Origin of the sequence: Vibrio misgurnus (assembly GCF_029635775.1) — a bacterium.
In the GTDB taxonomy this organism is placed as follows: domain Bacteria; phylum Pseudomonadota; class Gammaproteobacteria; order Enterobacterales; family Vibrionaceae; genus Vibrio; species Vibrio chanodichtyis.
In genome coordinates, this window is sequence record NZ_CP113241.1 from 1,452,951 (window position 1) to 1,473,867 (window position 20,917).

Consider the following 20,917-nt stretch of genomic DNA (forward strand, 5'->3'; position numbering starts at 1 on the left):
AATAAAACACTTCTAAATTCTGGTGCAACGAATAAATCACACATTATTTAAAAGGTTATTTATGAAATCATTAAAACTTCCATTAGTGGCTTTGTCTATACTGGCAAGCGCTATCGCTCAAGCACAAGAAGCGCCTAAATACGTGTTCTATATGATTGGCGATGGAATGGCAGCCTCACAAAGACAGGTGACTGAATACTACCTTCAGCAAAAAATGGGTGATCAAAGCATTCGTCTAACCATGAGTAACATGCCGGTTGCAGGAATCAATACGACCCATTCATTAGATTCACTTGTGACCGATTCCGCCGCATCAGGTACCGCATTAGCAACGGGAGTTAAAACCGATAATGGCGTTATCGGCATGACCAAAGATGGCAAAAAAACGGTGTCAATTCTTGAATCAGCACAGCAAAAAGGAATGGCAACCGGCCTAATTACCACTACTCGCTTAACTCATGCCACACCATCTGCATTTATTGCAAAAAACATGAGTCGAAATAATGAAAACGAGATCGCAGATGATTATTTAGCATCAAATATCGATTATCTCGCTGGTGGTGGTTACCGCCACTTTGTGGCTAATGCCGAAACAAGAAGAACCGATAATAAAGACCTACTCGCCAATTTCGAGCAAAAAGGCTACCAAACCTTCGTCGGTGTCAATACCACCGTCTCTTTCCGAGGCTACACACCGAGCAAAGGAGATAAAGTCTTTGCTACCTTCACCCCTTCACACTTGCCATACGAAATCGATCGTATGAAAACCAATGACACCCCATCATTAAAAGAGATCACCGATAAAGGTATCGAGCTACTGTCTAAAAACGATAAAGGCTTCTTCCTAATGGTAGAAGGCGGTCGTATTGACCACGCAGCTCACGCCAATGATGTAGCAAGTGTTATTTACGATACATTAGCATTTGATCAAGCGATTAAGTCTGCAGTCGATTTTTATCATAAGCATCCAAAGGAAACCTTAATCGTAGTTACTGGTGACCATGAAACCGGTGGTATGGGACTAGGTTTTGGTACTAACTATTTCATGAACCTAGATAAAATCATCACAACCAGTGATTCAATCGAAGACAAACTGCAAAAAGTTTACCAAGGTGATCGTAAGGCATTCTTTAATCACATCGCAAACGTCTACCAGTTGACTGATTTAACTGCCGAGGAAACCGCACTGATCAACCAAGCAATGAACGCTTTTGATAAAGATGCAGCCTCAGCACAGAAAAATGCGGGTGGCTATGACCCAGTTGCGATTGCGGTTGCTCACATCACATCAAAACGTGCTGGTATTTACTGGACATCTTTTGCTCATACGGCAACCCAACTTCCTCTTACCGCTATAGGTAATGGCGCAGAGCAATTCGGTGGGTTTAAAGATAACACTGAAGTTGCAAACGCATTTGCAGATGTTATGGGCCTCAAAATTGGCGTCGTTCAATAAGTAAAATCCATTTTATTAGTACAAACATAAGAGGGGCCAGCCCCTCTTTCTTCATTAAGGAATTATCCATGCGTGGAGTAATGCTCGCCCTAGCCGTAATGATCAGCTTTCTTGGATTCGGGTTACTCGACCGACCTGATCGACAAGATTCAATGGAAGCCAAAGGTACGGTTATCTCTGTTGATAACAGTCGAATGACCGTGATAGGTTCAAACCGTATTGGCGAACAGCGCGTGATGATCACCACTTCTGGTTTTGAACAACCGATCGAAGCAACTAACCACCTTTCTGGTTCACTAGAATATGACGAATATTATCAGCCAGGTGATAACGTTCTTTTTGTTTATCAAAGCAATTCTCAGGGCAAACCGATTCTGGCGAGAACACTTGCTCATTACCGTTTAGATGTATTGACGGGTTTGCTTACCGTGTTTGCTTTAGGACTCATTATTTATGCCCGACGCGTTGGTGTTCGAGCATTGATCTCATTTGCAGGCTCACTCGCTATCATCTGGTACTGGCTAATACCGGCGCTATTGAGCGGCACAAACCCATTAATAGCAACAACCTCAACCGTCTGCCTATTAAGTGGTTTAATTATTTTTTCTGTGGCCGGTTTTACGGTTAAAGGCATCTCCGCATTTCTCGGTACCTTAACTGGATTAGCCATCACCACACTGTTATGTATTGTGGTATCCCGTTGGCTGAAACTGGATGGAATGACCCAACCATTGGCGCAAGTGGTACTGTTTGAAACAGGTATGCATTTGAATATGCTAAATATCTATTTCGCCGCTGTGATTATTGGTGCCAGCGGCGCAGCGATGGACGTAGCAATGGAAATGGCCGCCACTCTCGAAGAATTGAAAGCAAACACACCTAATCTACATCGAAATGAGTTGGTTCAGTCCGGATTTAAAGTCGGTAGCGCAGTGATCGGAACCATGACCACCACCTTATTACTGGCCTATTCCGGCGGTTTTCTTACTATGCTGATGCTATTTATGAGCCGTGATGCCAGCCTATTGCAAATATTAAACATGAAACTTGTCGCGGCGGAAATTTCGAGAACATTGGTCGGTAGTATTTCTATGTTACTCGTAGCGCCATTCACAGCCTGGATAGCGGCGTATCTACTTTGCCGTTCACCAAGTACAAATCTAAATTGGAAAAATAAATATCAGCACTAACTATCAGCAATAATCATAGACAGCCACCTAATATCAAGCCGTTAAATCCAATGCCGAGCAACCATTCAGCAACTGAACTCGGCAAACATCGCAGTGCGACTTATCACAATCACTGTACTGAGTAACTTTCACCCTCACAATAAAACACTTCAACAATGCAACAATTTAGACCATATTATGCAACGAACCCAGCACTCGGCACACGGCGGATAAATACGCTGTATCGAGTACTGTATCCGTGATTTATCCCCAAACAACTTGGAGTTGCAGGTAGGCGATCAGTGAGTGAGTCCCCATGAGCATAGACAAACTATGTGATTGGGGTGACCGAACGTCGCCAACACCGCTGCAGCTTCAAGTAGGAAGGGGATTGCGTCATTCTATTACCTAAAAGGTATCAATTTATGTCCGATCTGATCAGCAAACTCAAATGGCGATACGCAACCAAAAAAATGAACCCCAACCGAGTGGTACCACAAGAAAAGATTGAGCGGATCTTGGAAGCAATCCGCCTCACGGCTACCTCCAGTGGACTGCAACCTTATGAAGTGATAGTAGTCACCAATCCCGAGCTGCGTGCGCAAATCGTGCCCCATGCTTGGAATCAGGCGCAGATCACCGATGCTTCCCATCTGCTAGTGTTTGCCGCTTGGGACAATTACACCGCCGAACGCATCAATATGATGTTCGACCTAGTCAATGAGGTGCGAGGAGTTCGCAATGAAGGCTGGGAAAATTATCGCCAGCAAGTATTGGCCAGCTATGTACCACGGGAGCCTGAAATTAATTATCAGCATGCCGCTCGCCAAGCCTACATTGGTCTGGGTACTGCACTTATTGCTGCTGCGGAAGAGGGAGTCGACAGTACGCCGATGGAAGGATTCGATCCGGCTAAAGTTGATGAGATCCTCCAACTGCGTGAACGTGGCCTACGTTCAGTCATTTTACTGCCGCTCGGGTATCGAGCCGATGACGGTGACTGGCTAGTTAATTTAGCTAAGGTACGTCGCTCACGGGATAACTTCATTATTGAAATGCCCTGATCTTAGAACCTCTAGTACCCAAGCCTTGTGCTTAAATCCCAAGGCTTGGGTACGGTATGGGTGATACCCGAATTATGATTTAGCCACCTTGCCACTGCCCACAATGCTGCGCAGGGTTTTAACCAGCAGATTAACGCCGATCATCACCAGTACACTGGCGACTAAGGAACCTAGGCCAAATTCGCTGATTGCCCCCATCGCCTCAGCCCCTTGTACCAAGCCGTGACAGGCACTAAATGCCGCAATACTGATGATGGAAAGCCATTTGATCGCACCGGTTTTTCGGTACGCATACAAAGCAAGCGGTAACGCAATTAAAGAGCCGGCGACCAAAAATTCAACTTGCTCGGCATTGGACCACTCAACGCCAATCAAAAAACCGCAGATTAACGCCGCTGAAAAACAGCCAATAATTTGCGCCGATTTTTTATAATCATAATCGGCGGCAAAAAAGCCGATCAGCAGTAAAGCGGCTAAATGATCCCATCCGGTCAGCGGGTGCCAAAACCCTGCCGAAAAACTGGCCTGCATGGCATGATCGACGTGTGCCAAGCTCGGAGTACTGATCACTAATGTGCTCACCGCTAGCAGGATGTTGCGAAAAGAGTATTGCATATAAATTTCCTTATTTGATTAATGCGAGTGACTGATCACAGATTAACGGGGCGATCAACCAACATACCTTGTTGAACAATAAAATCGATCACGGTTTTTAAGCCATCACCGCGAATCAAATTGGTAAAGACAAACGGTTTTTCACCGCGCATTTTTTTGGCATCGCGGTCCATCACCTCTAATGAGGCATTCACCATCGGAGCCAGATCGGTTTTATTAATGATCAGCAGATCGGATTTCGTGATCCCCGGTCCGCCTTTACGTGGAATTTTATCCCCCGCACACACGTCAATCACATATAAGGTCAGATCAGAAAGCTCGGGGCTAAACGTTGCGCTTAAGTTATCACCACCACTTTCCACCAGTACCAGCTCCAAACCCTGATGACGCTGTTGCAACTCATCAATCGCCGCGAGATTCATCGACGCATCTTCTCGGATCGCGGTATGTGGGCAGCCGCCCGTTTCGACGCCGATGATGCGATCTTGATCCAGTGCCTGATGGCGCATCAGAAATTCGGCATCTTCTTTGGTGTATATATCGTTGGTCACCACCGCCAAATTGTAGTGTTCGCGCATCGCTGAACATAACTGACGCAGCAATGCAGTTTTACCCGACCCGACCGGGCCACCAACCCCCACTCGTAAACATTGTGTGCTCATATTAACTCCGAAATAATCTTGAATATTGCGTCTCATGCCATGCACTTACCATGGCAAAATTAGGTAGCGTCAGGCCAATCTTGTCATCACTGACCGTCAGCCCAACGGTGATCGCTTGTTCGATTAACGGCATCATCGCCAACAGCACTTGCTGCGCCGCTGTCTGGCCAAGCGGTATGGTTTTACACGCCACCGTGACCTGATTTTCTAGCCAAGACCACAGCCAGCCCGTCGCGGCCATCGGCAGCGGAACGTTAAAGTGAACACAAGCTTTGGCATATAGCGGTAGATAGCTTAAGTTTTGTGTCTGGTTACCCAGTTCAACCTTTAAACTCACCAATAAACGATGCAGGGTTTGCCCCAGTTTTTGCTCTTCCAGCACCAGCTCTGCCGTTTCACGATTAGCCAGTAACACTTGTTGCCAATAAGCAATCTGCTCAACATCTTGCTGCTGCCACGCCTGATAAAATCGCTTGAGTAGCGGCAATTCCAAATGGGCTTGTCCACTGCGCAGCAAAGGTGCAAGCCACGCCTGTAAACTCTCTTGATCCACCACCCAGCCGAGCTCAACGGCCCCTTCTAAGCCTTGGCTATACGCAAATGCGCCAATCGGCAAACTGGGACTGCTGAGATGCAGCAAAGATAACAGCGCGCCAATCTGCATTAGTGATGATGTCCCCGCTCCTGCTGAGCATGTGATGAATGATGGGCATGATCCTGCTCATGGGAATGTGAGTGAGCATGCTCATGCACGGGGTGAAAATGGGGCTTGCTGCTGGTATGGTACGCACCATGTTCGGGGTTAAATTCAGCCAGTTGTGGCTCACATACTAGCCCCATCATGCTCACCATTTGTTGCAAAACATGATCGGGCTGAAAGCGTAACCAGCGATCGCCAATCTCCATCGGCACATGGCGATTGCCCATGTGGTAGCACACCTTAGCAAAGGTTTGCCAATCGTCGCTTTTGGCGAGGATGACGGATTCTTGTTGCGCGACAACTTGTAACACTTGACCACACTCAGTGTGCAGATAGTCCCCCTGTTTGAGTAGCGCACCACGCGGTAAAAAGACCCCAACTTCCAACCCTGACTGACTAACAGCTCTAAAGCGGCCTTTTTGGCGCAAAGCATAAGGCAAAACCACTTTATCGAGCACCGCACTGTGGCAATGATCGGAACGTCCTATCACTTTCAACATACAACTCTCCTTAGTTGAATTCACTCAAGCTTGGTTTGAGTAAGAATCGCGTTTTAAAACCATCATTAATTAAGCAATCATTCACTAAAACCATCAGTCATTAAAACCATCCGTCACTAAAACAGCCAGTAACGTTGGGCCAAGGGCAGCTCGCTCGCCGGATCGCAGGTTAACGCTTGACCATCGGCTTTCACCTCATAAGTCTGCGGATCGACGCTGATCTGCGGCATAAAGTGGTTATGGATCATGTCGTGTTTAGTCACGTTGCGGCAATTACGACAAGCGACCAGCTGTCGTTTCAGTCCAAGCTGTTGTGCCAAACCTGCGCCAACGGCCGCTTGGCTGGTAAATGTGACCGAGGTTTGTGCCGCCGCACTGCCAAAACCGGCAAACATTGAGCGATAATGCACTGGCTGAGGGGTGGGAATTGACGCATTGGCATCGCCCATTGGAGCGGCAGCAATGAAGCCGCCTTTGATGATCAGCGCTGGTTTAACCCCAAAAAAGGCTGGCTTCCACAAGACAATATCCGCCAATTTACCGACTTCCAGTGAACCCACCTTATGCGCGATCCCATGGGCAAGCGCCGGATTAATTGTGTATTTGGCGATGTAGCGTTTGGCGCGAAAGTTATCGGCCTGGCGTGCCTCATCTTCGGGTAGCAAACCGCGTTGTACTTTCATTTTGTGCGCGGTTTGCCAAGTGCGACAGATCACTTCACCGACACGTCCCATCGCTTGTGAATCGGAAGAGATCATCGAAAATGCCCCCAAATCATGCAAAATATCTTCGGCAGCAATCGTCTCTTTGCGGATCCGCGAGTCAGCAAATGCCACATCTTCTGGGATATTGGGATCGAGATGGTGACACACCATCAACATATCGAGGTGTTCATCCACCGTATTAACGGTATAGGGACGAGTGGGATTGGTTGACGATGGCAGCACGTTCGCTTGCCCACAAGCCACAATAATATCAGGCGCGTGTCCACCGCCCGCCCCTTCAGTGTGATAGGTATGGATGGTGCGCCCTTTAAAAGCGGCTAAGGTATCTTCGACAAAGCCCGATTCATTTAACGTATCGGTATGAATGGCCACTTGCACATCGTACTGTTCCGCCACGGCCAAACAGTTGTCTATTGATGCTGGTGTAGTGCCCCAATCTTCATGCAGCTTTAAGCCACACGCGCCCGCTTGCAGTTGCTCCTCTAGGGCGGCAGGTAAACTTGCATTACCTTTGCCTAAAAAGCCAAAATTCATCGGCATCAAATCGGTGCTACGCAGCATCTGGGCTAAATACCATGCGCCCGGAGTACAGGTAGTGGCATTGGTTCCGGTAGCTGGTCCCGTACCGCCACCTAACATGGTGGTCGTGCCAGCCATCAAGGCTTCTTCAATTTGCTGTGGGCAGATAAAGTGAATGTGCGCATCAATCGCCCCCGCAGTGACAATATACCCTTCTCCGGCAATCACTTCGGTACTGGCGCCAATATTGATAGTCACGTTAGGTTGAATATCTGAGTTACCCGCTTTGCCGATCGCATGGATGTTACCATCTTTAATACCAATATCGGCTTTGACTATCCCCCAGTGATCTAAAATCAGCGCGTTGGTGATCACGCAATCAACCACTTCCGCTCGGCATTTTTGGCCTTGGCCCATACCATCACGGATCACCTTACCGCCGCCAAATTTCACTTCATCACCATAAGTGGTGTAATCATCTTCAACTTGAATCCACAGCTCAGTATCGGCCAGCCGAACTTTGTCGCCCGTGGTTGGGCCATACATATCGGCGTAGGCCGCCCGCGAGATTTGTGCCATGTTATGCTCCTTACACCTTACCCATTACTGCGGCGCGAAACCCATACACCACTTGGTCGCCAGCCAGTGCCACCAATTCGACATCACGGGTTTGCCCCGGCTCAAAACGAACCGCGGTCCCCGCCGCAATATTCAAACGCATACCTCGGGTTGCCGCGCGCTCAAAATCGAGGGCTGGATTGGTTTCAAAAAAATGGTAATGGCTGCCCACTTGGATCGGCCGATCACCATGATTCACCACCGAAATGCGCAAGGTATTACGCCCGACATTCAGTTCAATCGGATCGGACTGCAGTTGATACTCTCCCGGTTTCATTGCGCCTCCTATTGAATCGGATTGTGAACGGTGACCAGCTTGGTGCCATCCGGAAAGGTGGCTTCGACTTGCACCTGATCCAACAGCTCAGCAATACCGTCCATAACTAAGCTTTTGTTTAACCAGGTACGCCCTTCACTCATCAGTTGCGCGACACTTTTACCCTCGCGTGCGCCTTCCATAATCGCAGCGGCGATATAGGCACTCGCTTCTGGATAGTTGAGCTTGATGCCTTTGGCTAAGCGGCGTTCGGCCACTAAGGCTGCGGTAAACAACAGCAGCTTATCCTTGTCTCTTGGTGATAGTTCCATCGTATCCCTCTACAATCGCAGTAAATTAGGTATTCCAAATTCTCGGTGGACAAGCCGGCTTTGCCATCAGTTGAGGCCGTAACTGCTGCCAGCACGCTCTTAATTGTTGCTGTGCCTGCTGACTACAATCACCCAAATAGCGCACCACAATCACCCCCAAGCGATGAGTAACACTTAGCGTTGCTGATTCAAATAGCGAACTAAGCCTTAAGCTCGTCACCGCAGCTTCAGGGTCGGCCATTCCAAACATCAGCAAAGTGCCGGAGACCAAATGCTGATTAAAGCCACTCATGGCACGCAATAGTGGATCATCAGCCGCCAGATATTGCCGCTCAAGCAAGATCGGCTGATCGTGCAGGTAAATGGCTAAACGTTGCTCCACACTGCCGCTGACAAAAGGCTGCAAGCTTTTCGGGCGGCCAAGGCAAAATACATCCAACCCGACAAATTTAGACTCACCATACAAATTGATCCGAGTGGAAAGCAGGCCGTGCGCACCATCAAACACTATGGTTTCCATCGGTAACCATTCACAATCGGCGCTATGCACATCAATCTGCACTTGCTGGCGCTGCGTGCCGCCTTGACTATCAGCACGATAGATCTTGCCCGCCGATGGCGTGGTCAACAGCACATGGCTACCGGGCTGACAAGTGATGTCTATACGCAAATCATCACCGGAAACCAGCCCGCCGGGAGGGTGCAAAAGATACACATGGCACACCTCCTGTTCAGGATAAAAAGGGCGCTGTACACGTAGCGGGCCTTGGAAAGCCATTTGCGCCATGCGGGTTTGCTCACCATCATAATCAAATCCTAAGCGGATCTTAGCCGGCCAATGGCGCTCGGTTTGTGTGCTGAGGTCAAAGCGAGATCGTCTCATATCGCGCTATACCGTGAGATATTGTTTGACCAGCTCTGGGCTGAGTGCGGCCATTTCACCGCTTGCCACTTGGCGGCCACGGTCGAGCAGCGAGAAGCGATCCGCCACCTTTCGAGCAAAGGGTAACTTTTGCTCGACCAGCAGGACCGTTAAGCCAATCTCTTGATTTAAGCGACGGATAATGTCACCGATTTCAGCCACCACATTGGGCTGAATACCCTCGGTAGGCTCATCTAAGATCAACAGTTTGGGGTTAATCACCAAGGCGCGACCGATCGCTAATTGTTGCTGCTGCCCACCGGATAAATCCCCGCCGCGGCGGTGCAGCATTTGCTGCAACACGGGAAACAGCTCATAGATAAAATCGGGAATGTTTTTGCACTTATCGCCACGCACAGGCAGCCCAATCCGCAAATTTTCTTCAACACTCAGTAAAGGAAAAATTTGCCGACCTTGTGGCACATAGCCAATACCCAACGGTGCTCGTTGCTCGGCGCTCAAGCGGGTAATGTCTTGGCCTTGGTATTCAATTTGCCCGCTTTGGGTTGCCAATAGCCCCATCACACATTGCAACAAGGTGGTTTTGCCCACCCCATTGCGCCCCATCAGGCAGGTGCATTGCCCCTCTGGCACTTCTAAATCCAAATCCCATAAGGTATGACTTTGCCCGTAGAACTGATTTAATCCTTTAATGCTTAACATGCGGCGTCTCCCAAATAGACTTCAACCACTTTGGGGTTGCTCTGTACTTGATCCATGCTGCCTTCAGCCAATACTGAACCTTGATGGAGCACCGTCACCTGCGAGGCAATGGAACGCACAAAATCCATATCATGCTCGACCAGAATAATCGTTCGCTCACCAGCCAGACTGGTCAGCAGCTCTGCTGTACGGTCCATCTCTTGATGGGTCATTCCCGCCACAGGTTCATCGACCAAGAGCAGCTTCGGGTTTTGCATCAGTAACATGCCGATTTCTAACCACTGCTTTTGTCCATGGGACAATGCCCCTGCCAACAAGCCGCGCTGAGCCACTAAGCCAATTTGTTTAAGCACATAATCGATATAATCGATGTCTGAAGCCGAGAGCTTGGCAAACAAACTGGCTCGTACGGTTTTGGCTCCCGCCATTGCCAGCTCAAGGTTATGAAATACCGTTTGCTGTTCAAATACGGTCGGTTTTTGAAATTTACGGCCAATCCCAGCTTGGGCGATTTGTGGCTCGCTCAATTCGAGTAAATCAATATTCTGCCCAAACCATGCGCTACCGCTATCTGGGCGCGTTTTGCCGGTAATGATGTCCATCATGGTGGTTTTACCGGCACCATTGGGGCCGATAATGCAGCGCAATTCACCCTCGTTGATGTACAAATTCAAATTATTGATCGCTTTAAAGCCATCAAAACTGACGGTTAATCCTTCCAGATACAGCAAGCAACCATGCCCAACCGTCAACATCGGATTGACTTTAGGCACCAAGAAATCATAAACCCGCTCTCTATCGGTGATGGATCGGCTCAATGCTCTTAAGCTCATGCGCGTACCTCCTTGGCTTTGAATAGCCCAACCACCCCTTGTGGTAAAAACAGCGTAACCAGCACAAATAGGCTTCCCAAGCTAAACAACCACACTTCGGGCAATACTGCGGTCAAATAGGTTTTGGCATAATTGACCGCCAAGGCACCGACCACCGCACCGTATAAGGTGGCTCGTCCACCTAACGCAACCCACACCACCAATTCAATTGAGTTGAGTGGTGAGAATTCTGAGGGGTTGATAATGCCCACTTGGGGTACATACAAGGCACCAGCAATACCGGCCAATACGGCTGAAAAGCCGAAAATCGCCAGTTTGAAATTTTCCACTTTATAACCCGTAAACCGCGTGCGCGATTCCGCATCTCGGATCGCCAGTGCCACTCGCCCTAAGCGGCTGACTACGATAAAACGGCACGCAATATAGCCAAGCCCCAGCGCAAGACCAGACAGCACAAATAAGCTGATCCGAGTGGCGTTGGCTTGTAAATCAAAGCCGAGCAGATCTTTAAAATCGGTTAAGCCGTTATTGCCACCCAGCCCCATCTCATTGCGAAAAAAGGCCAGCATTAGTGCATAAGTCAAAGCCTGAGTAATGATCGACAAATACACCCCTGTCACTCGTGAGCGAAAAGCTAACCAGCCAAACACTAAGGCCAGCACTCCTGGCACAGTGACAATCATCAGCGCCGCAAACCAGAACTGGTCAAATCCGTGCCAAAACCAAGGCAACTGTTGCCAGTTTAAAAACACCATAAAATCCGGCAGTTCTGGGTGGCCGTAAATGCCACGCTCACCAATTTGGCGCATTAAATACATGCCCATGGCGTAACCACCCAAAGCAAAAAATGCCGCGTGACCTAAGCTCAAAATGCCGAGATAGCCCCACACCAGATCCACCGCCACCGCCAGTAAGGCGTAGGTCAAATATTTACCAATTAAGGTGATGGTGTAAGTAGAGATGTGTAGGACACTGTTTGAATCGACCAGCATATTCAATGCGGGAACCACACATAACGCGCTCGCCAAAACCAAGAGAAAGGTCATGGTCGAGCGATCCAATAACTTAGGTTGATAGACCATGCTTATCCCTCCGCGGAGCGCCCTTTTTGAGGAAACAGTCCTCGGGGCTTTTTCTGAATAAATAGAATGATGAACACCAGAACCAAGATCTTGGCCAATACCGCGCCCGCCCAAGGTTCTAAAATTTTGTTGGCAACCCCAAGCGACATTCCCGCCACCAGCGTGCCCCACAAATTGCCAACCCCGCCAAACACCACCACCATAAATGAGTCAATGATGTAAGCTTGACCTAAGTTGGGGCCAACGTTGGTTAACTGGCTTAACGCCACCCCAGCAATGCCGGCAATCCCCGAGCCTAAACCAAAGGTCATCGCATCGACCCACTCGGAACGCACGCCCATGGCACGAGCCATACTGCGATTTTGTGAGACTGCCCGCACCTCAATCCCTAAGCGGGTGTAGTTCAAAATCAGGTACAACAGGGCAAACACCATTAAACAAAATACAATGATGTATAATCGGTTTAACGTCAGACTAAGCAGCGGAGTGATTTCCAACACGCCTTGCATAAATTCGGGAGTGGCAACCGAGCGATTTAGTGGAGAAAACACACTGCGCACCGCTTGTTGCAAGATCAAACTGATCCCAAACGTGGCCAGTAGCGTTTCTAAAGGGCGACCATATAAAAACCGCATCACTCCTCGCTCAATCAGTACTCCGACTGCGGCGGAAACCACAAATGCCAATGGAATAGCAATCATGATGGATAATCCAATCTGCTCCGGCATTAGCGTTTGCACCACATAAGTGGTGTAGGCACCGAGCATGATCAGTTCACCATGCGCCATATTGATCACCCCCATTACCCCAAAGGTGATCGCCAGACCAATCGCGGCCAATACCAAAACTGATCCGAGGCTTAAACCAAAAAACAGCGTCTGCGCCAAATCCGCCACTTTTTCTCGTTGCTCAATCCGACTTAGCGCACCGCGTGCCGCATCATTCAAAGCGCTATCAGGATGTGCTTCAATAAACTGCTGCAAAGCATTGCGTGCCGCAGGCTGATAACTGGATTTCAGCGTATCCATCGCTTGCGCCAATCGTGTCGGATCACTGCTGTGCTGCAAATCGTAGATGGCTAACGCACTCAAGCCTAACGCTTTGACTTTGGGGTTGGTTTCTTGTGGCAAGTGACTTTGCACTAACGAGTAGCTGGCGTGATCCAGCGCGCCAATTAACTGGTTGAGCGCCTTAATTCGCCGCGCCGGATCAGGATGAGTAATACTCAACTGCGCAATCGCCGCTTTTAACTGACCGCGCAGACGGTTGTTGATCGCGACTTTTTTAATCGCGCTGCTCATCACCTGCCGCTCATCCGCGTCGCTGCCAAACAGTGGCTGAATGGTATAATCACTGCCTTGTTTAAGTTTAATCACGACCAAATCGGCGTTGGATTGCTCAACATACAATTCACCATTGAGCAGTTGGCTTAACACATCCACCGCACGTGGATCGCCACTGTGGAGCAGGCGATTGACCCCCGTTTCGATGTGATTAAATTTAAGCATCGCGATCGCTTGTAGCCCTTGCTCAAATTCAGAGCGGTTTTCAGCCTGAGCCAAACTGCTCATCAATAAAACAGTGATGCCGAGAACGCCCAAGCGAACCCCATCCCTGATGATGCGCGCGATAGCATAGATTCGCAAAATGAACACCATGAATAACCCTTTCTCACTCGGCTTATCTCTAAGCCTTATCGGTTCAATGTTGGCGGATGGTCACGGCGGAGAAGTGGGGCTTGCACCCCACTTATTGCCTTAACCACGCAACGAGGATTAATGACTCGATACCATTAATAACCCGCTAGTAGTTCTAACCCGCTAGTAGTTCTGCCCTGAGCATTTACCGGTTTTGACGTTGTAGTTACCGCAGCTCAGTGGCGCACGCCAATCTGAGATCAGGTCTTTGGAGCCGGGAAGATAGTCAGACCACTCATCGCCGACCACTAACCCTGTGGTTTCCCAAACGGTTTGCAACTGACCATCGGCTTGAATTTCACCGATCAGAACCGGTTTGGTGATGTGATGGTTTGGCATCATGGTTGAGTAACCACCAGAAAGGTTGGCCACCGATGTGCCGATCAGCGCATTTTGCACCGCGCTCGCCTCAGTAGTGCCTGCGGCTTCCACCGCTTTTACCCACATGTTGAAACCGATATAGGTGGCTTCCATCGGATCGTTGGTGACTCGTTTGTCATCCTTGATGAATTTACGCCAAGTTTGAATAAAGGTTTGGTTCGCTGGTGCCTCAACACTTTCAAAGTAGTTCCATGCCGCTAAGTGACCCACCAGAGGAGTGGTATCAATGCCTGACAGCTCTTCTTCACCCACCGAAAAAGCAATCACCGGAATGTGCTCGGCGCTAATCCCTTGGTTACCCAATTCTTTATAGAATGGGACGTTAGCATCACCATTAATGGTGGAAACCACTGCGGTCTTTTTACCGGCTGAGCCAAATTTCTTAATATCGGCGACGATTGACTGCCAATCCGAATGACCAAATGGCGTGTAGTTGATCATGATGTCGGAAGGCGCGACGCCTTGCTCCAGTAAATAGGCTTCTAAAATTTTATTGGTGGTACGCGGGTAAACATAGTCGGTACCAGCCAGCACCCAGCGTTGCACACCTTGATCAATTAAGTAATTGACTGCCGGAATCGCTTGTTGGTTTGGTGCAGCTCCGGTGTAAAACACGTTTTTCGATGACTCTTCGCCTTCGTATTGCACCGGGTAAAACAAAATACTGTTCAGCTCTTCAAATACCGGCAGAACCGATTTGCGCGAAACGGAAGTCCAACAACCAAAGACTGCGGCGACTTGCTCTTTGGCAATCAGCTCACGCGCTTTTTCCGCAAACAGCGGCCAGTTGGAGGCAGGATCCACCACCACTGGCTGTAATTTTTTACCCAGTAAACCGCCTTTTTTGTTTTGCTCATCGATCAGCATCAGCATGGTATCTTTAAGCGTGGTTTCACTGATCGCCATGGTGCCGGACAATGAGTGCAACACTCCGACTTTAATGGTATCAGCGGCGAGTGCCGACGTACTGAACAGTGCACTACTGAGTAATGAGGTACTGATTAGTGGCGCGGTCAATACCGCACTAGCGAGGAATTTCCGTATCATTTTTCACCTTCCCTTGACGAATAAATGGTCCGAACTTACACCTCCAATCGCCGCGAGCCTCGCGGGTATCAAAAGCAAGTTCGCCCCAAGTATCAGAGAAATAGCCCGGCAACGATATGCGCACATTGCGCATCCGTCCTACGTCAAACAACGCATATTCGATGCAAAAAATTCGCGCTATACTCGCGCGGGCGTGTTAAACCGCATGCGATCGCCCCGGCCATCATTGCTCGCGGCGTCCAATGCTTGTGGTAACATAGCGAGCTCTGCAAGGAATGCAGAGCGCTGCATAAAGGATGAAGAGAAAGGCTATGCCGAAAGTTCCTATAACGCGCCGGCGTTATAACACCCTGGTGGGTAATGAGTTACTGGAAGATTTTGCCCTGCGTTTTACCGCCAAGCGCGCAAGAAAATGGTCGCTTGGCTGGGTCGCTAACACCGCCTTAGGCATTGTCTCGTTTCTGGTATTAGAAGCGCTCGGCGCAACCATCACCCTTAATTACGGTGTCACTAACTCACTATGGGCAATTGCTGGGGTCTCGCTGGTGGTGATCTTCAGCGGCGCTCCGATCTGTTATTACGCGGCCAAATATGGGGTGGATATTGATCTGCTCAGCCGCGGGGCGGGTTTTGGTTATATTGGTTCGACTATCGTCTCACTGATTTATGCCTCTTTTACGTTCATTTTTTTCGCACTCGAAGCGGCAATTATGGCTATGGCTCTCGAACTGCTGTTGGCGATCCCACTGTGGTGCGGCTACCTGATCAGCGCCGTGATCGTAATCCCGCTAGTAACTTTAGGCATTGCCAATATCGGCCGCTTGCAAATGTGGTCACAACCGCTGTGGCTGTTACTGCAACTGGCGCCACTATGGTTTGTCTTCAGCCACCCCAATACTCAGATTGACCAGTGGCTCGCTTACGGCGGCTTAGATCAACATGCTGCTCAATTTGACTGGTTACTGTTTGGGGCTGCCTCAGCGGTGTTACTGGCCGTGGTGGCACAAATTGGCGAACAGGTTGATTTTCTGAGGTTTTTACCAGAAAAAACCGCAGCGACATCCTCTCGCTGGTGGGCTGCAATGCTGATCGGGGGGCCCGGCTGGATGCTATTCGGTGCATTAAAAATAGCCCTCGGCAGTTTGTTGGCTTGGCTGGCGATCCAACAAGGTATCGCGCCCGATCTCGCCAAAGATCCCGCGCATATGTACGTGAATGTGTTTGGCTATATGACCGACAACACTCAATTAGCCCTGATTGGCGCAGGAGTGTTCGTGATCATTTCCCAACTAAAAATTAACCTTGCGAATGCCTACGCTGGTTCACTGGCTTGGTCGAATTTCTTCTCACGCCTGACTCACCACCACCCCGGACGCGTAGTGTGGATGCTGTTTAATGTTCTGATTGCGCTACTGCTGATGCAACTTGGGGTGTATCGCTTGATTGAACAAACCCTGCAAATCTATTCGGTGCTGGTATTGTCTTGGGTAGGCTGCCTAGTCGCTGATTTAGTGATTAACAAACCGTTGGGACTTAGCCCAGCGCATATTGAATTTAAACGATCCAAACTGTATGACCTCAACCCTGTCGGCCTCGGCTCAATGTTAATTGCCTCTCTATTTGGTTTATCAGCACATTTTGGGCTTTATAACGAAATGCTCAAAGCATTGGCTTCATACCTTGCTTTTGCGATCCCGCTACTCACCGCGCCACTGATTGCCCTTGCCACGCGTAGCCAATATTACTTAGTCGCCGACCATACGCCAGCCAAGTCCAACGCCGAACAGCGCTGCGTAGTCTGTGAGCACCCCTTTGAAACGGAAGATATGGCACACTGTCCCGCCTATCAAGGCGATATCTGTTCACTTTGCTGCTCGCTTGATGTCCGTTGTCATGATCAATGCCGCCCGCAAGCCACACTCGGCGCGCAGGTTAAACAGGCGTTAAAACCTTACTTGCCGATAACTTGGGTCAATCAGCTCTCTTCTTCGCTAAGCCAATTTATCATCGTGATGACCATCATGAGCCTAGCGATTGGCATTATTTTAGCGCTAGCCTACAGTCAAGTACCGAGCTTAGATCCAACCAAAATGAATTCGCTCTCGCTCAGTTTATATAAAGCGTTCGCTTTACTGCTGATCCCGACCGGCATCATCAGCTGGCTGTTGGTGCTAGCCAAAAGCAACCGCCACCTTGCGATGCAAGAGCTGCAAACCCATAGCGAATTGCTATCGGATGAGATCAGCGCGCATCAGCAAACCTCACAACAGTTGGTACGCGCCAAGAAAAAGGCCGAACATGCCAATGATGCGAAAAGTCGCTATCTCGCCGGACTCAGCCATGAATTAAGAACACCATTGAACGTACTATTGGGCTATGCCCAGTTACTCAGCCACGATCCAGAACTCAGCCCACAAAAGCGTCAATATGCTGCAACACTAGAGAGAAATGGCAAGCATCTTGGCGATTTACTGGAAAGCTTGCTGGAGATTTCTAAAATTGAAGCCGGCCGCTTAGAGCTGCAGCGGGAGACCTTTAATCTTCACGTCTTGTTACAACAGTTGGTCGACATGTTTCGTTTGCAAGCCGAGCACAAAAAACTCCGTTTTCAATTCTATGCGGCCAGCCATCTGCCAGTCTTTATCAGTGGCGATCAACAGCGGCTAAGACAAATTTTGATCAATATGCTGACCAATGCGGTGAAATACACCGCTGAAGGATCAATCGATTTTTCCGTCACCTACCGCAATCAGGTGGCACGTTTTAGCGTCAAAGATACCGGCATTGGCATTAGCGCCCAAGATCAGTTGCTGATTTTCCGTCCTTTTGAGCGCATTCAATCCGAGCAAACCAAGCATGTGAGTGGTACCGGATTAGGGCTGACCATCTCTAATGCCTTAGCTGAGTTAATGGGCGGTGAAATTGAGTGCGTGAGTGAAATCGGCCAAGGCAGCAACTTCACCCTGAAAATGATGCTGTCTGAAGTGTATGACCACATCGAACCCGCCGAGTTAATCCATAGTGATGTCATCGGTTATCAGGGCGCGCGAAAAACACTGTTGGTGGTCGATGACCTCGCGGATCAGCGTACCTTAATCAGCCATATTTTAAGCCCACTTGGGTTTACTATTCTGCAAGCCGACTCAGCCGAAGCGGCATTAGCCGTTGCGGCCAAGCAGGCCATCGACCTATTTATGTTAGATATTTTTATGCCCAGAATGAATGGCTGGCAGTTAGCAATAAAGTTAAGACAGCAGCATTATCAGCAGCCGATCTTAATGCTCTCGGCCAATATTCAAGAGTTGGAAACTAATCATCAGCTCTGCCGCTATCACAATGGTTATCTGACCAAACCGGTAGCGTTACCGTTACTGCTTGGCAAACTGAGCCAGTTGCTGCAGATTGATTGGATTTATCAACCGCCAAGCGCAAGCTCTGCAGCGCAGCCCGATGTCCGCTATCCCGATCAAGCGGAGCTTCATCAACTGAAAAGCTACGCAGAGATTGGCTTTATGTCGGCGTTCAGTGAGCGACTTGACCACTTAGAGCGTAATGGTCATCAAGGCAGCCAATTTATCACCACAATGCGAGAGCAAGCACGCCAGTGCCGTTTTGCTCACATCGTCGAACAGATTAATGGATTAATCGATTCATGAACGGTTTCTTAGCAAAAAACATCATCGCCTTAGTGGTCGATGACTCACCAGAATCATTAGGCATGCTCAATGCTAGCCTGAATCAAGCTGGTCTTAGCGTACTGGTCGCACTCGATGGCTATCAAGCGCTGTCGATTATCGAAAAAATTCAGCCCGATATTATTTTGTTAGATGCGGTGATGCCAAAATTAGATGGTTTTGAGACTTGCTTGCGATTAAAGGAAAAACTGCCCGCCACACCGATCATTTTTATGACTGGCCTCAATGACTCCCAACATGTGATTAAAGGCTTTGAGGCTGGTGGGGTCGACTACATCACCAAACCTGTGGTGCCAGCGGAGGTACTCGCGCGCATTCGGGTACATAGCCACAACGCGCAAGTGGCAAAATCGGCACAAGCGGCGCTCGATTATGCCGGCCAATTTCTGTGCTGCGTATCTTCGCATGGCGACTTAGCGTGGGCCACCCCACAGGCGCAAAAACTGTTGTGTGAGAGCAATCACTGCGCTGACAGTGCCTACCATCTCACCGAAACTTGGGCATGCCTACAAACCGACATTGCGCAGTGGCTTAACCAGAGTGACAGCACAACACCGCTAATACTGACTCAATTTGACTCGCCGCTTGCTGCAAGCTTGGCCGGAAATTATGACCACAGCCATCAATTGATCCGGATCCAGTTGCCGAAACAAGCCGGGACGGCAGAAGATTTACGCGTGGAGTTTAATCTGACCAAACGTGAATCCGAAGTGCTGTATTGGATCTGTTTTGGCAAAACCAACTGGGAAATTGCCCAAATACTTGCGATGAGTCCACGCACCGTTAATAAGCATCTCGAACAGATCTATAAAAAGCTCGCGGTCGATAACCGCACCTCGGCCGCCAGCATGTCAGTACGCGTGTTAGAGAAAGCGTAACAATGAGTTAATAAATTAACTTCTACTTACGATTAGCTGCACAACACTCTCAAGTATCCGCTGTGACACATGCTCCCGTTTTTTGTCCCGATCACAGCGTTATGTGTCCTTTAAGCCACTTTTAGCGGCTGGTCAATCACTTAAAATAAGCACCACTGAACTCATCCTGTGCCTATTAGGAGCAATACTATGAAATTAACCACCTTACTCAGTTGTGTCGTTTTAACTTGTGCCACTTTCAGCATGTCAACATTTGCTGCTGACAGCTACCAACATCTACGTAGTGCCACAGGTAAGCTGCGCATTGCCAATAAAACTTTTTTAATTGACCCTATGCTAGCCAATAAAGGGGCATATCCTGGGTTTGAAGGCACACACAATAGTCAATTACGCAATCCATTAACAGAACTGCCTCTGACTGTTGAGAAAATTTATCATGATGTCGATGGTGTGATTGTAACCCATACCCACCTTGATCACTGGGATACCGCCGCCCAAGATAAGTTACCAAAAACAATGCTGATCATTACGCAGCATGAGCAAGATGCCCAGTTGATCCGCGCTCAAGGGTTTAACAACGTACAAATACTGAAAGATACTCTGCAAGTAGATAATGTGACATTGGTGAAAACGCACGGTGCACATGGCACTGCGGAAATGTACGCCACACCACTAGGAGAAATGTTAGGGGAAGCCATGGGCGTGGTTTTTAAAGCCGAAGGCCATCCGACAACTTATTTGGTAGGAGATACAGTATGGACCGCCGATGTTAATAAAGCGATCCTCAAACATCAGCCTCAGGTGCTAATTGTCAATACTGGTGATGCGCGCACGCTCGCGTTCCCAGATGATGGCATCATTATGAGCAAGCAAGATGTCCGCCGAGCTTACTCTATGCTGCCAGAGGCAAAAATTATCACAGTGCATATGGATGCTGTAAATCACATGACAGTGACCAGTGATGATATGCGTGCTTATGTCACTGAAAACAAACTAAGTGATCGCGTTCTTGTTCCTCAGCAAGGTGATATTATTAAGTTCTAACCCCACAAATTAACTACAGGGCTATATTCATTATTGCCCTGTTTTTTTGGATTTCATTA

At 48.8% G+C, this 20,917-nt stretch carries 19 protein-coding genes; 6 read left to right on the top strand and 13 right to left on the bottom strand.

Features of this window, described 5'->3' with window-relative positions; genetic code table 11:
• Positions 1–61 precede the first annotated feature (61 nt).
• The 3 genes from OOK74_RS06770 (at position 62) to OOK74_RS06780 (ending at position 3,689) form a co-directional block, all read left to right on the top strand.
• Positions 62–1,456, top strand: a complete 1,395-nt coding sequence (locus tag OOK74_RS06770) for an alkaline phosphatase (RefSeq protein ID WP_278182459.1) — start codon at positions 62–64, stop codon at positions 1,454–1,456.
• A 152-nt stretch (positions 1,457–1,608) separates the two neighbouring features.
• Positions 1,609–2,646: a YibE/F family protein gene (locus OOK74_RS06775; RefSeq protein ID WP_278182460.1), complete on the top strand. Its 1,038-nt coding sequence runs from the start codon at positions 1,609–1,611 to the stop codon at positions 2,644–2,646.
• 404 nt (positions 2,647–3,050) lie between these two features.
• Positions 3,051–3,689 carry an NAD(P)H-dependent oxidoreductase gene (locus OOK74_RS06780; RefSeq protein ID WP_277207787.1) on the top strand — a complete coding sequence of 213 codons (639 nt, stop codon included), beginning with the start codon at positions 3,051–3,053 and terminating at the stop codon, positions 3,687–3,689.
• A 72-nt stretch (positions 3,690–3,761) separates the two neighbouring features.
• Here OOK74_RS06780 and OOK74_RS06785 read toward each other — a convergent pair whose 3' ends face one another.
• From OOK74_RS06785 to urtA, 13 genes are all read right to left on the bottom strand, one after another.
• Complete coding sequence (locus tag OOK74_RS06785; RefSeq protein WP_278182461.1) at positions 3,762–4,304, bottom strand: HupE/UreJ family protein; 543 nt, start codon at positions 4,302–4,304, stop codon at positions 3,762–3,764.
• A 35-nt stretch (positions 4,305–4,339) separates the two neighbouring features.
• Positions 4,340–4,966: an urease accessory protein UreG gene (ureG, locus tag OOK74_RS06790; protein ID WP_278182462.1), complete on the bottom strand. Its 627-nt coding sequence runs from the start codon at positions 4,964–4,966 to the stop codon at positions 4,340–4,342.
• Between the two features lies 1 nt (position 4,967).
• A complete protein-coding gene (locus tag OOK74_RS06795) occupies positions 4,968–5,630 on the bottom strand; it encodes an urease accessory protein UreF (protein ID WP_278182463.1) in 663 nt (220 codons plus the stop codon).
• The gene (gene ureE / locus OOK74_RS06800; protein WP_278182464.1) at positions 5,630–6,166 is read right to left on the bottom strand and encodes an urease accessory protein UreE; all 537 of its coding nucleotides are present in this window, start codon (positions 6,164–6,166) and stop codon (positions 5,630–5,632) included. The genes OOK74_RS06795 and ureE overlap by 1 nt, the downstream gene beginning before the upstream one ends.
• A gap of 116 nt (positions 6,167–6,282) precedes the next feature.
• Complete coding sequence (ureC, locus tag OOK74_RS06805; RefSeq protein ID WP_278182465.1) at positions 6,283–7,989, bottom strand: urease subunit alpha; 1,707 nt, start codon at positions 7,987–7,989, stop codon at positions 6,283–6,285.
• 10 nt (positions 7,990–7,999) lie between these two features.
• Positions 8,000–8,305, bottom strand: a complete 306-nt coding sequence (locus tag OOK74_RS06810; RefSeq protein ID WP_277205951.1) for an urease subunit beta — start codon at positions 8,303–8,305, stop codon at positions 8,000–8,002.
• 8 nt (positions 8,306–8,313) lie between these two features.
• Positions 8,314–8,616, bottom strand: coding sequence for an urease subunit gamma (gene ureA / locus OOK74_RS06815; protein ID WP_166014799.1), 303 nt, complete (start codon positions 8,614–8,616; stop codon positions 8,314–8,316).
• A 25-nt stretch (positions 8,617–8,641) separates the two neighbouring features.
• Positions 8,642–9,499: an urease accessory protein UreD gene (locus tag OOK74_RS06820; protein ID WP_278182466.1), complete on the bottom strand. Its 858-nt coding sequence runs from the start codon at positions 9,497–9,499 to the stop codon at positions 8,642–8,644.
• Between the two features lie 6 nt (positions 9,500–9,505).
• A complete protein-coding gene (gene urtE, locus OOK74_RS06825; RefSeq protein WP_277205954.1) occupies positions 9,506–10,201 on the bottom strand; it encodes an urea ABC transporter ATP-binding subunit UrtE in 696 nt (231 codons plus the stop codon).
• Complete coding sequence (gene urtD, locus OOK74_RS06830; protein WP_274721416.1) at positions 10,195–11,034, bottom strand: urea ABC transporter ATP-binding protein UrtD; 840 nt, start codon at positions 11,032–11,034, stop codon at positions 10,195–10,197. The genes urtE and urtD overlap by 7 nt, the downstream gene beginning before the upstream one ends.
• Positions 11,031–12,116 (bottom strand): urea ABC transporter permease subunit UrtC, encoded by a 1,086-nt coding sequence (gene urtC / locus OOK74_RS06835; RefSeq protein ID WP_274721415.1) that lies wholly within the window; start codon positions 12,114–12,116, stop codon positions 11,031–11,033. Before urtC ends, urtD begins: the two co-directional genes overlap by 4 nt.
• Before the next feature lie 2 nt (positions 12,117–12,118).
• Positions 12,119–13,687, bottom strand: a complete 1,569-nt coding sequence (urtB, locus tag OOK74_RS06840) for an urea ABC transporter permease subunit UrtB (RefSeq protein WP_274721414.1) — start codon at positions 13,685–13,687, stop codon at positions 12,119–12,121.
• A 249-nt stretch (positions 13,688–13,936) separates the two neighbouring features.
• Entirely contained in the window at positions 13,937–15,241 is a 1,305-nt protein-coding gene (gene urtA, locus OOK74_RS06845; RefSeq protein ID WP_274721413.1) for an urea ABC transporter substrate-binding protein, read from the bottom strand.
• A gap of 311 nt (positions 15,242–15,552) precedes the next feature.
• On the opposite strand from urtA, the gene OOK74_RS06850 reads away from it, so the two are divergent.
• From OOK74_RS06850 to OOK74_RS06860, 3 genes are all read left to right on the top strand, one after another.
• A complete protein-coding gene (locus tag OOK74_RS06850; RefSeq protein WP_278182467.1) occupies positions 15,553–18,897 on the top strand; it encodes a hybrid sensor histidine kinase/response regulator in 3,345 nt (1,114 codons plus the stop codon).
• A complete protein-coding gene (locus OOK74_RS06855; RefSeq protein ID WP_277205960.1) occupies positions 18,894–19,814 on the top strand; it encodes a response regulator transcription factor in 921 nt (306 codons plus the stop codon). The genes OOK74_RS06850 and OOK74_RS06855 overlap by 4 nt, the downstream gene beginning before the upstream one ends.
• A 189-nt stretch (positions 19,815–20,003) precedes the next feature.
• A complete protein-coding gene (locus OOK74_RS06860; RefSeq protein WP_274721410.1) occupies positions 20,004–20,858 on the top strand; it encodes an MBL fold metallo-hydrolase in 855 nt (284 codons plus the stop codon).
• The last annotated feature ends 59 nt before the right edge of the window (positions 20,859–20,917 follow it).

Excerpts from the sequence above, each read along its gene's own strand:
- urtA (WP_274721413.1), bottom strand. The coding sequence starts at position 15,241 with ATGATACGGAAATTCCTCGCTAGTGCGGTATTGACCGCGCCACTAATC.
- OOK74_RS06855 (WP_277205960.1), top strand. The coding sequence starts at position 18,894 with ATGAACGGTTTCTTAGCAAAAAACATCATCGCCTTAGTGGTCGATGAC.
- OOK74_RS06795 (WP_278182463.1), bottom strand. The coding sequence starts at position 5,630 with ATGCAGATTGGCGCGCTGTTATCTTTGCTGCATCTCAGCAGTCCCAGT.
- ureE (WP_278182464.1), bottom strand. The coding sequence starts at position 6,166 with ATGTTGAAAGTGATAGGACGTTCCGATCATTGCCACAGTGCGGTGCTC.
- ureA (WP_166014799.1), bottom strand. The coding sequence starts at position 8,616 with ATGGAACTATCACCAAGAGACAAGGATAAGCTGCTGTTGTTTACCGCA.
- OOK74_RS06785 (WP_278182461.1), bottom strand. The coding sequence starts at position 4,304 with ATGCAATACTCTTTTCGCAACATCCTGCTAGCGGTGAGCACATTAGTG.
- OOK74_RS06820 (WP_278182466.1), bottom strand. The coding sequence starts at position 9,499 with ATGAGACGATCTCGCTTTGACCTCAGCACACAAACCGAGCGCCATTGG.
- ureC (WP_278182465.1), bottom strand. The coding sequence starts at position 7,989 with ATGGCACAAATCTCGCGGGCGGCCTACGCCGATATGTATGGCCCAACC.
- OOK74_RS06850 (WP_278182467.1), top strand. The coding sequence starts at position 15,553 with ATGCCGAAAGTTCCTATAACGCGCCGGCGTTATAACACCCTGGTGGGT.
- OOK74_RS06810 (WP_277205951.1), bottom strand. The coding sequence starts at position 8,305 with ATGAAACCGGGAGAGTATCAACTGCAGTCCGATCCGATTGAACTGAAT.
- OOK74_RS06860 (WP_274721410.1), top strand. The coding sequence starts at position 20,004 with ATGAAATTAACCACCTTACTCAGTTGTGTCGTTTTAACTTGTGCCACT.
- urtE (WP_277205954.1), bottom strand. The coding sequence starts at position 10,201 with ATGTTAAGCATTAAAGGATTAAATCAGTTCTACGGGCAAAGTCATACC.
- urtC (WP_274721415.1), bottom strand. The coding sequence starts at position 12,116 with ATGGTCTATCAACCTAAGTTATTGGATCGCTCGACCATGACCTTTCTC.
- OOK74_RS06770 (WP_278182459.1), top strand. The coding sequence starts at position 62 with ATGAAATCATTAAAACTTCCATTAGTGGCTTTGTCTATACTGGCAAGC.
- OOK74_RS06775 (WP_278182460.1), top strand. The coding sequence starts at position 1,609 with ATGGAAGCCAAAGGTACGGTTATCTCTGTTGATAACAGTCGAATGACC.
- urtB (WP_274721414.1), bottom strand. The coding sequence starts at position 13,687 with ATGAGCAGTTTGGCTCAGGCTGAAAACCGCTCTGAATTTGAGCAAGGG.
- OOK74_RS06780 (WP_277207787.1), top strand. The coding sequence starts at position 3,051 with ATGTCCGATCTGATCAGCAAACTCAAATGGCGATACGCAACCAAAAAA.
- urtD (WP_274721416.1), bottom strand. The coding sequence starts at position 11,034 with ATGAGCTTAAGAGCATTGAGCCGATCCATCACCGATAGAGAGCGGGTT.
- ureG (WP_278182462.1), bottom strand. The coding sequence starts at position 4,966 with ATGAGCACACAATGTTTACGAGTGGGGGTTGGTGGCCCGGTCGGGTCG.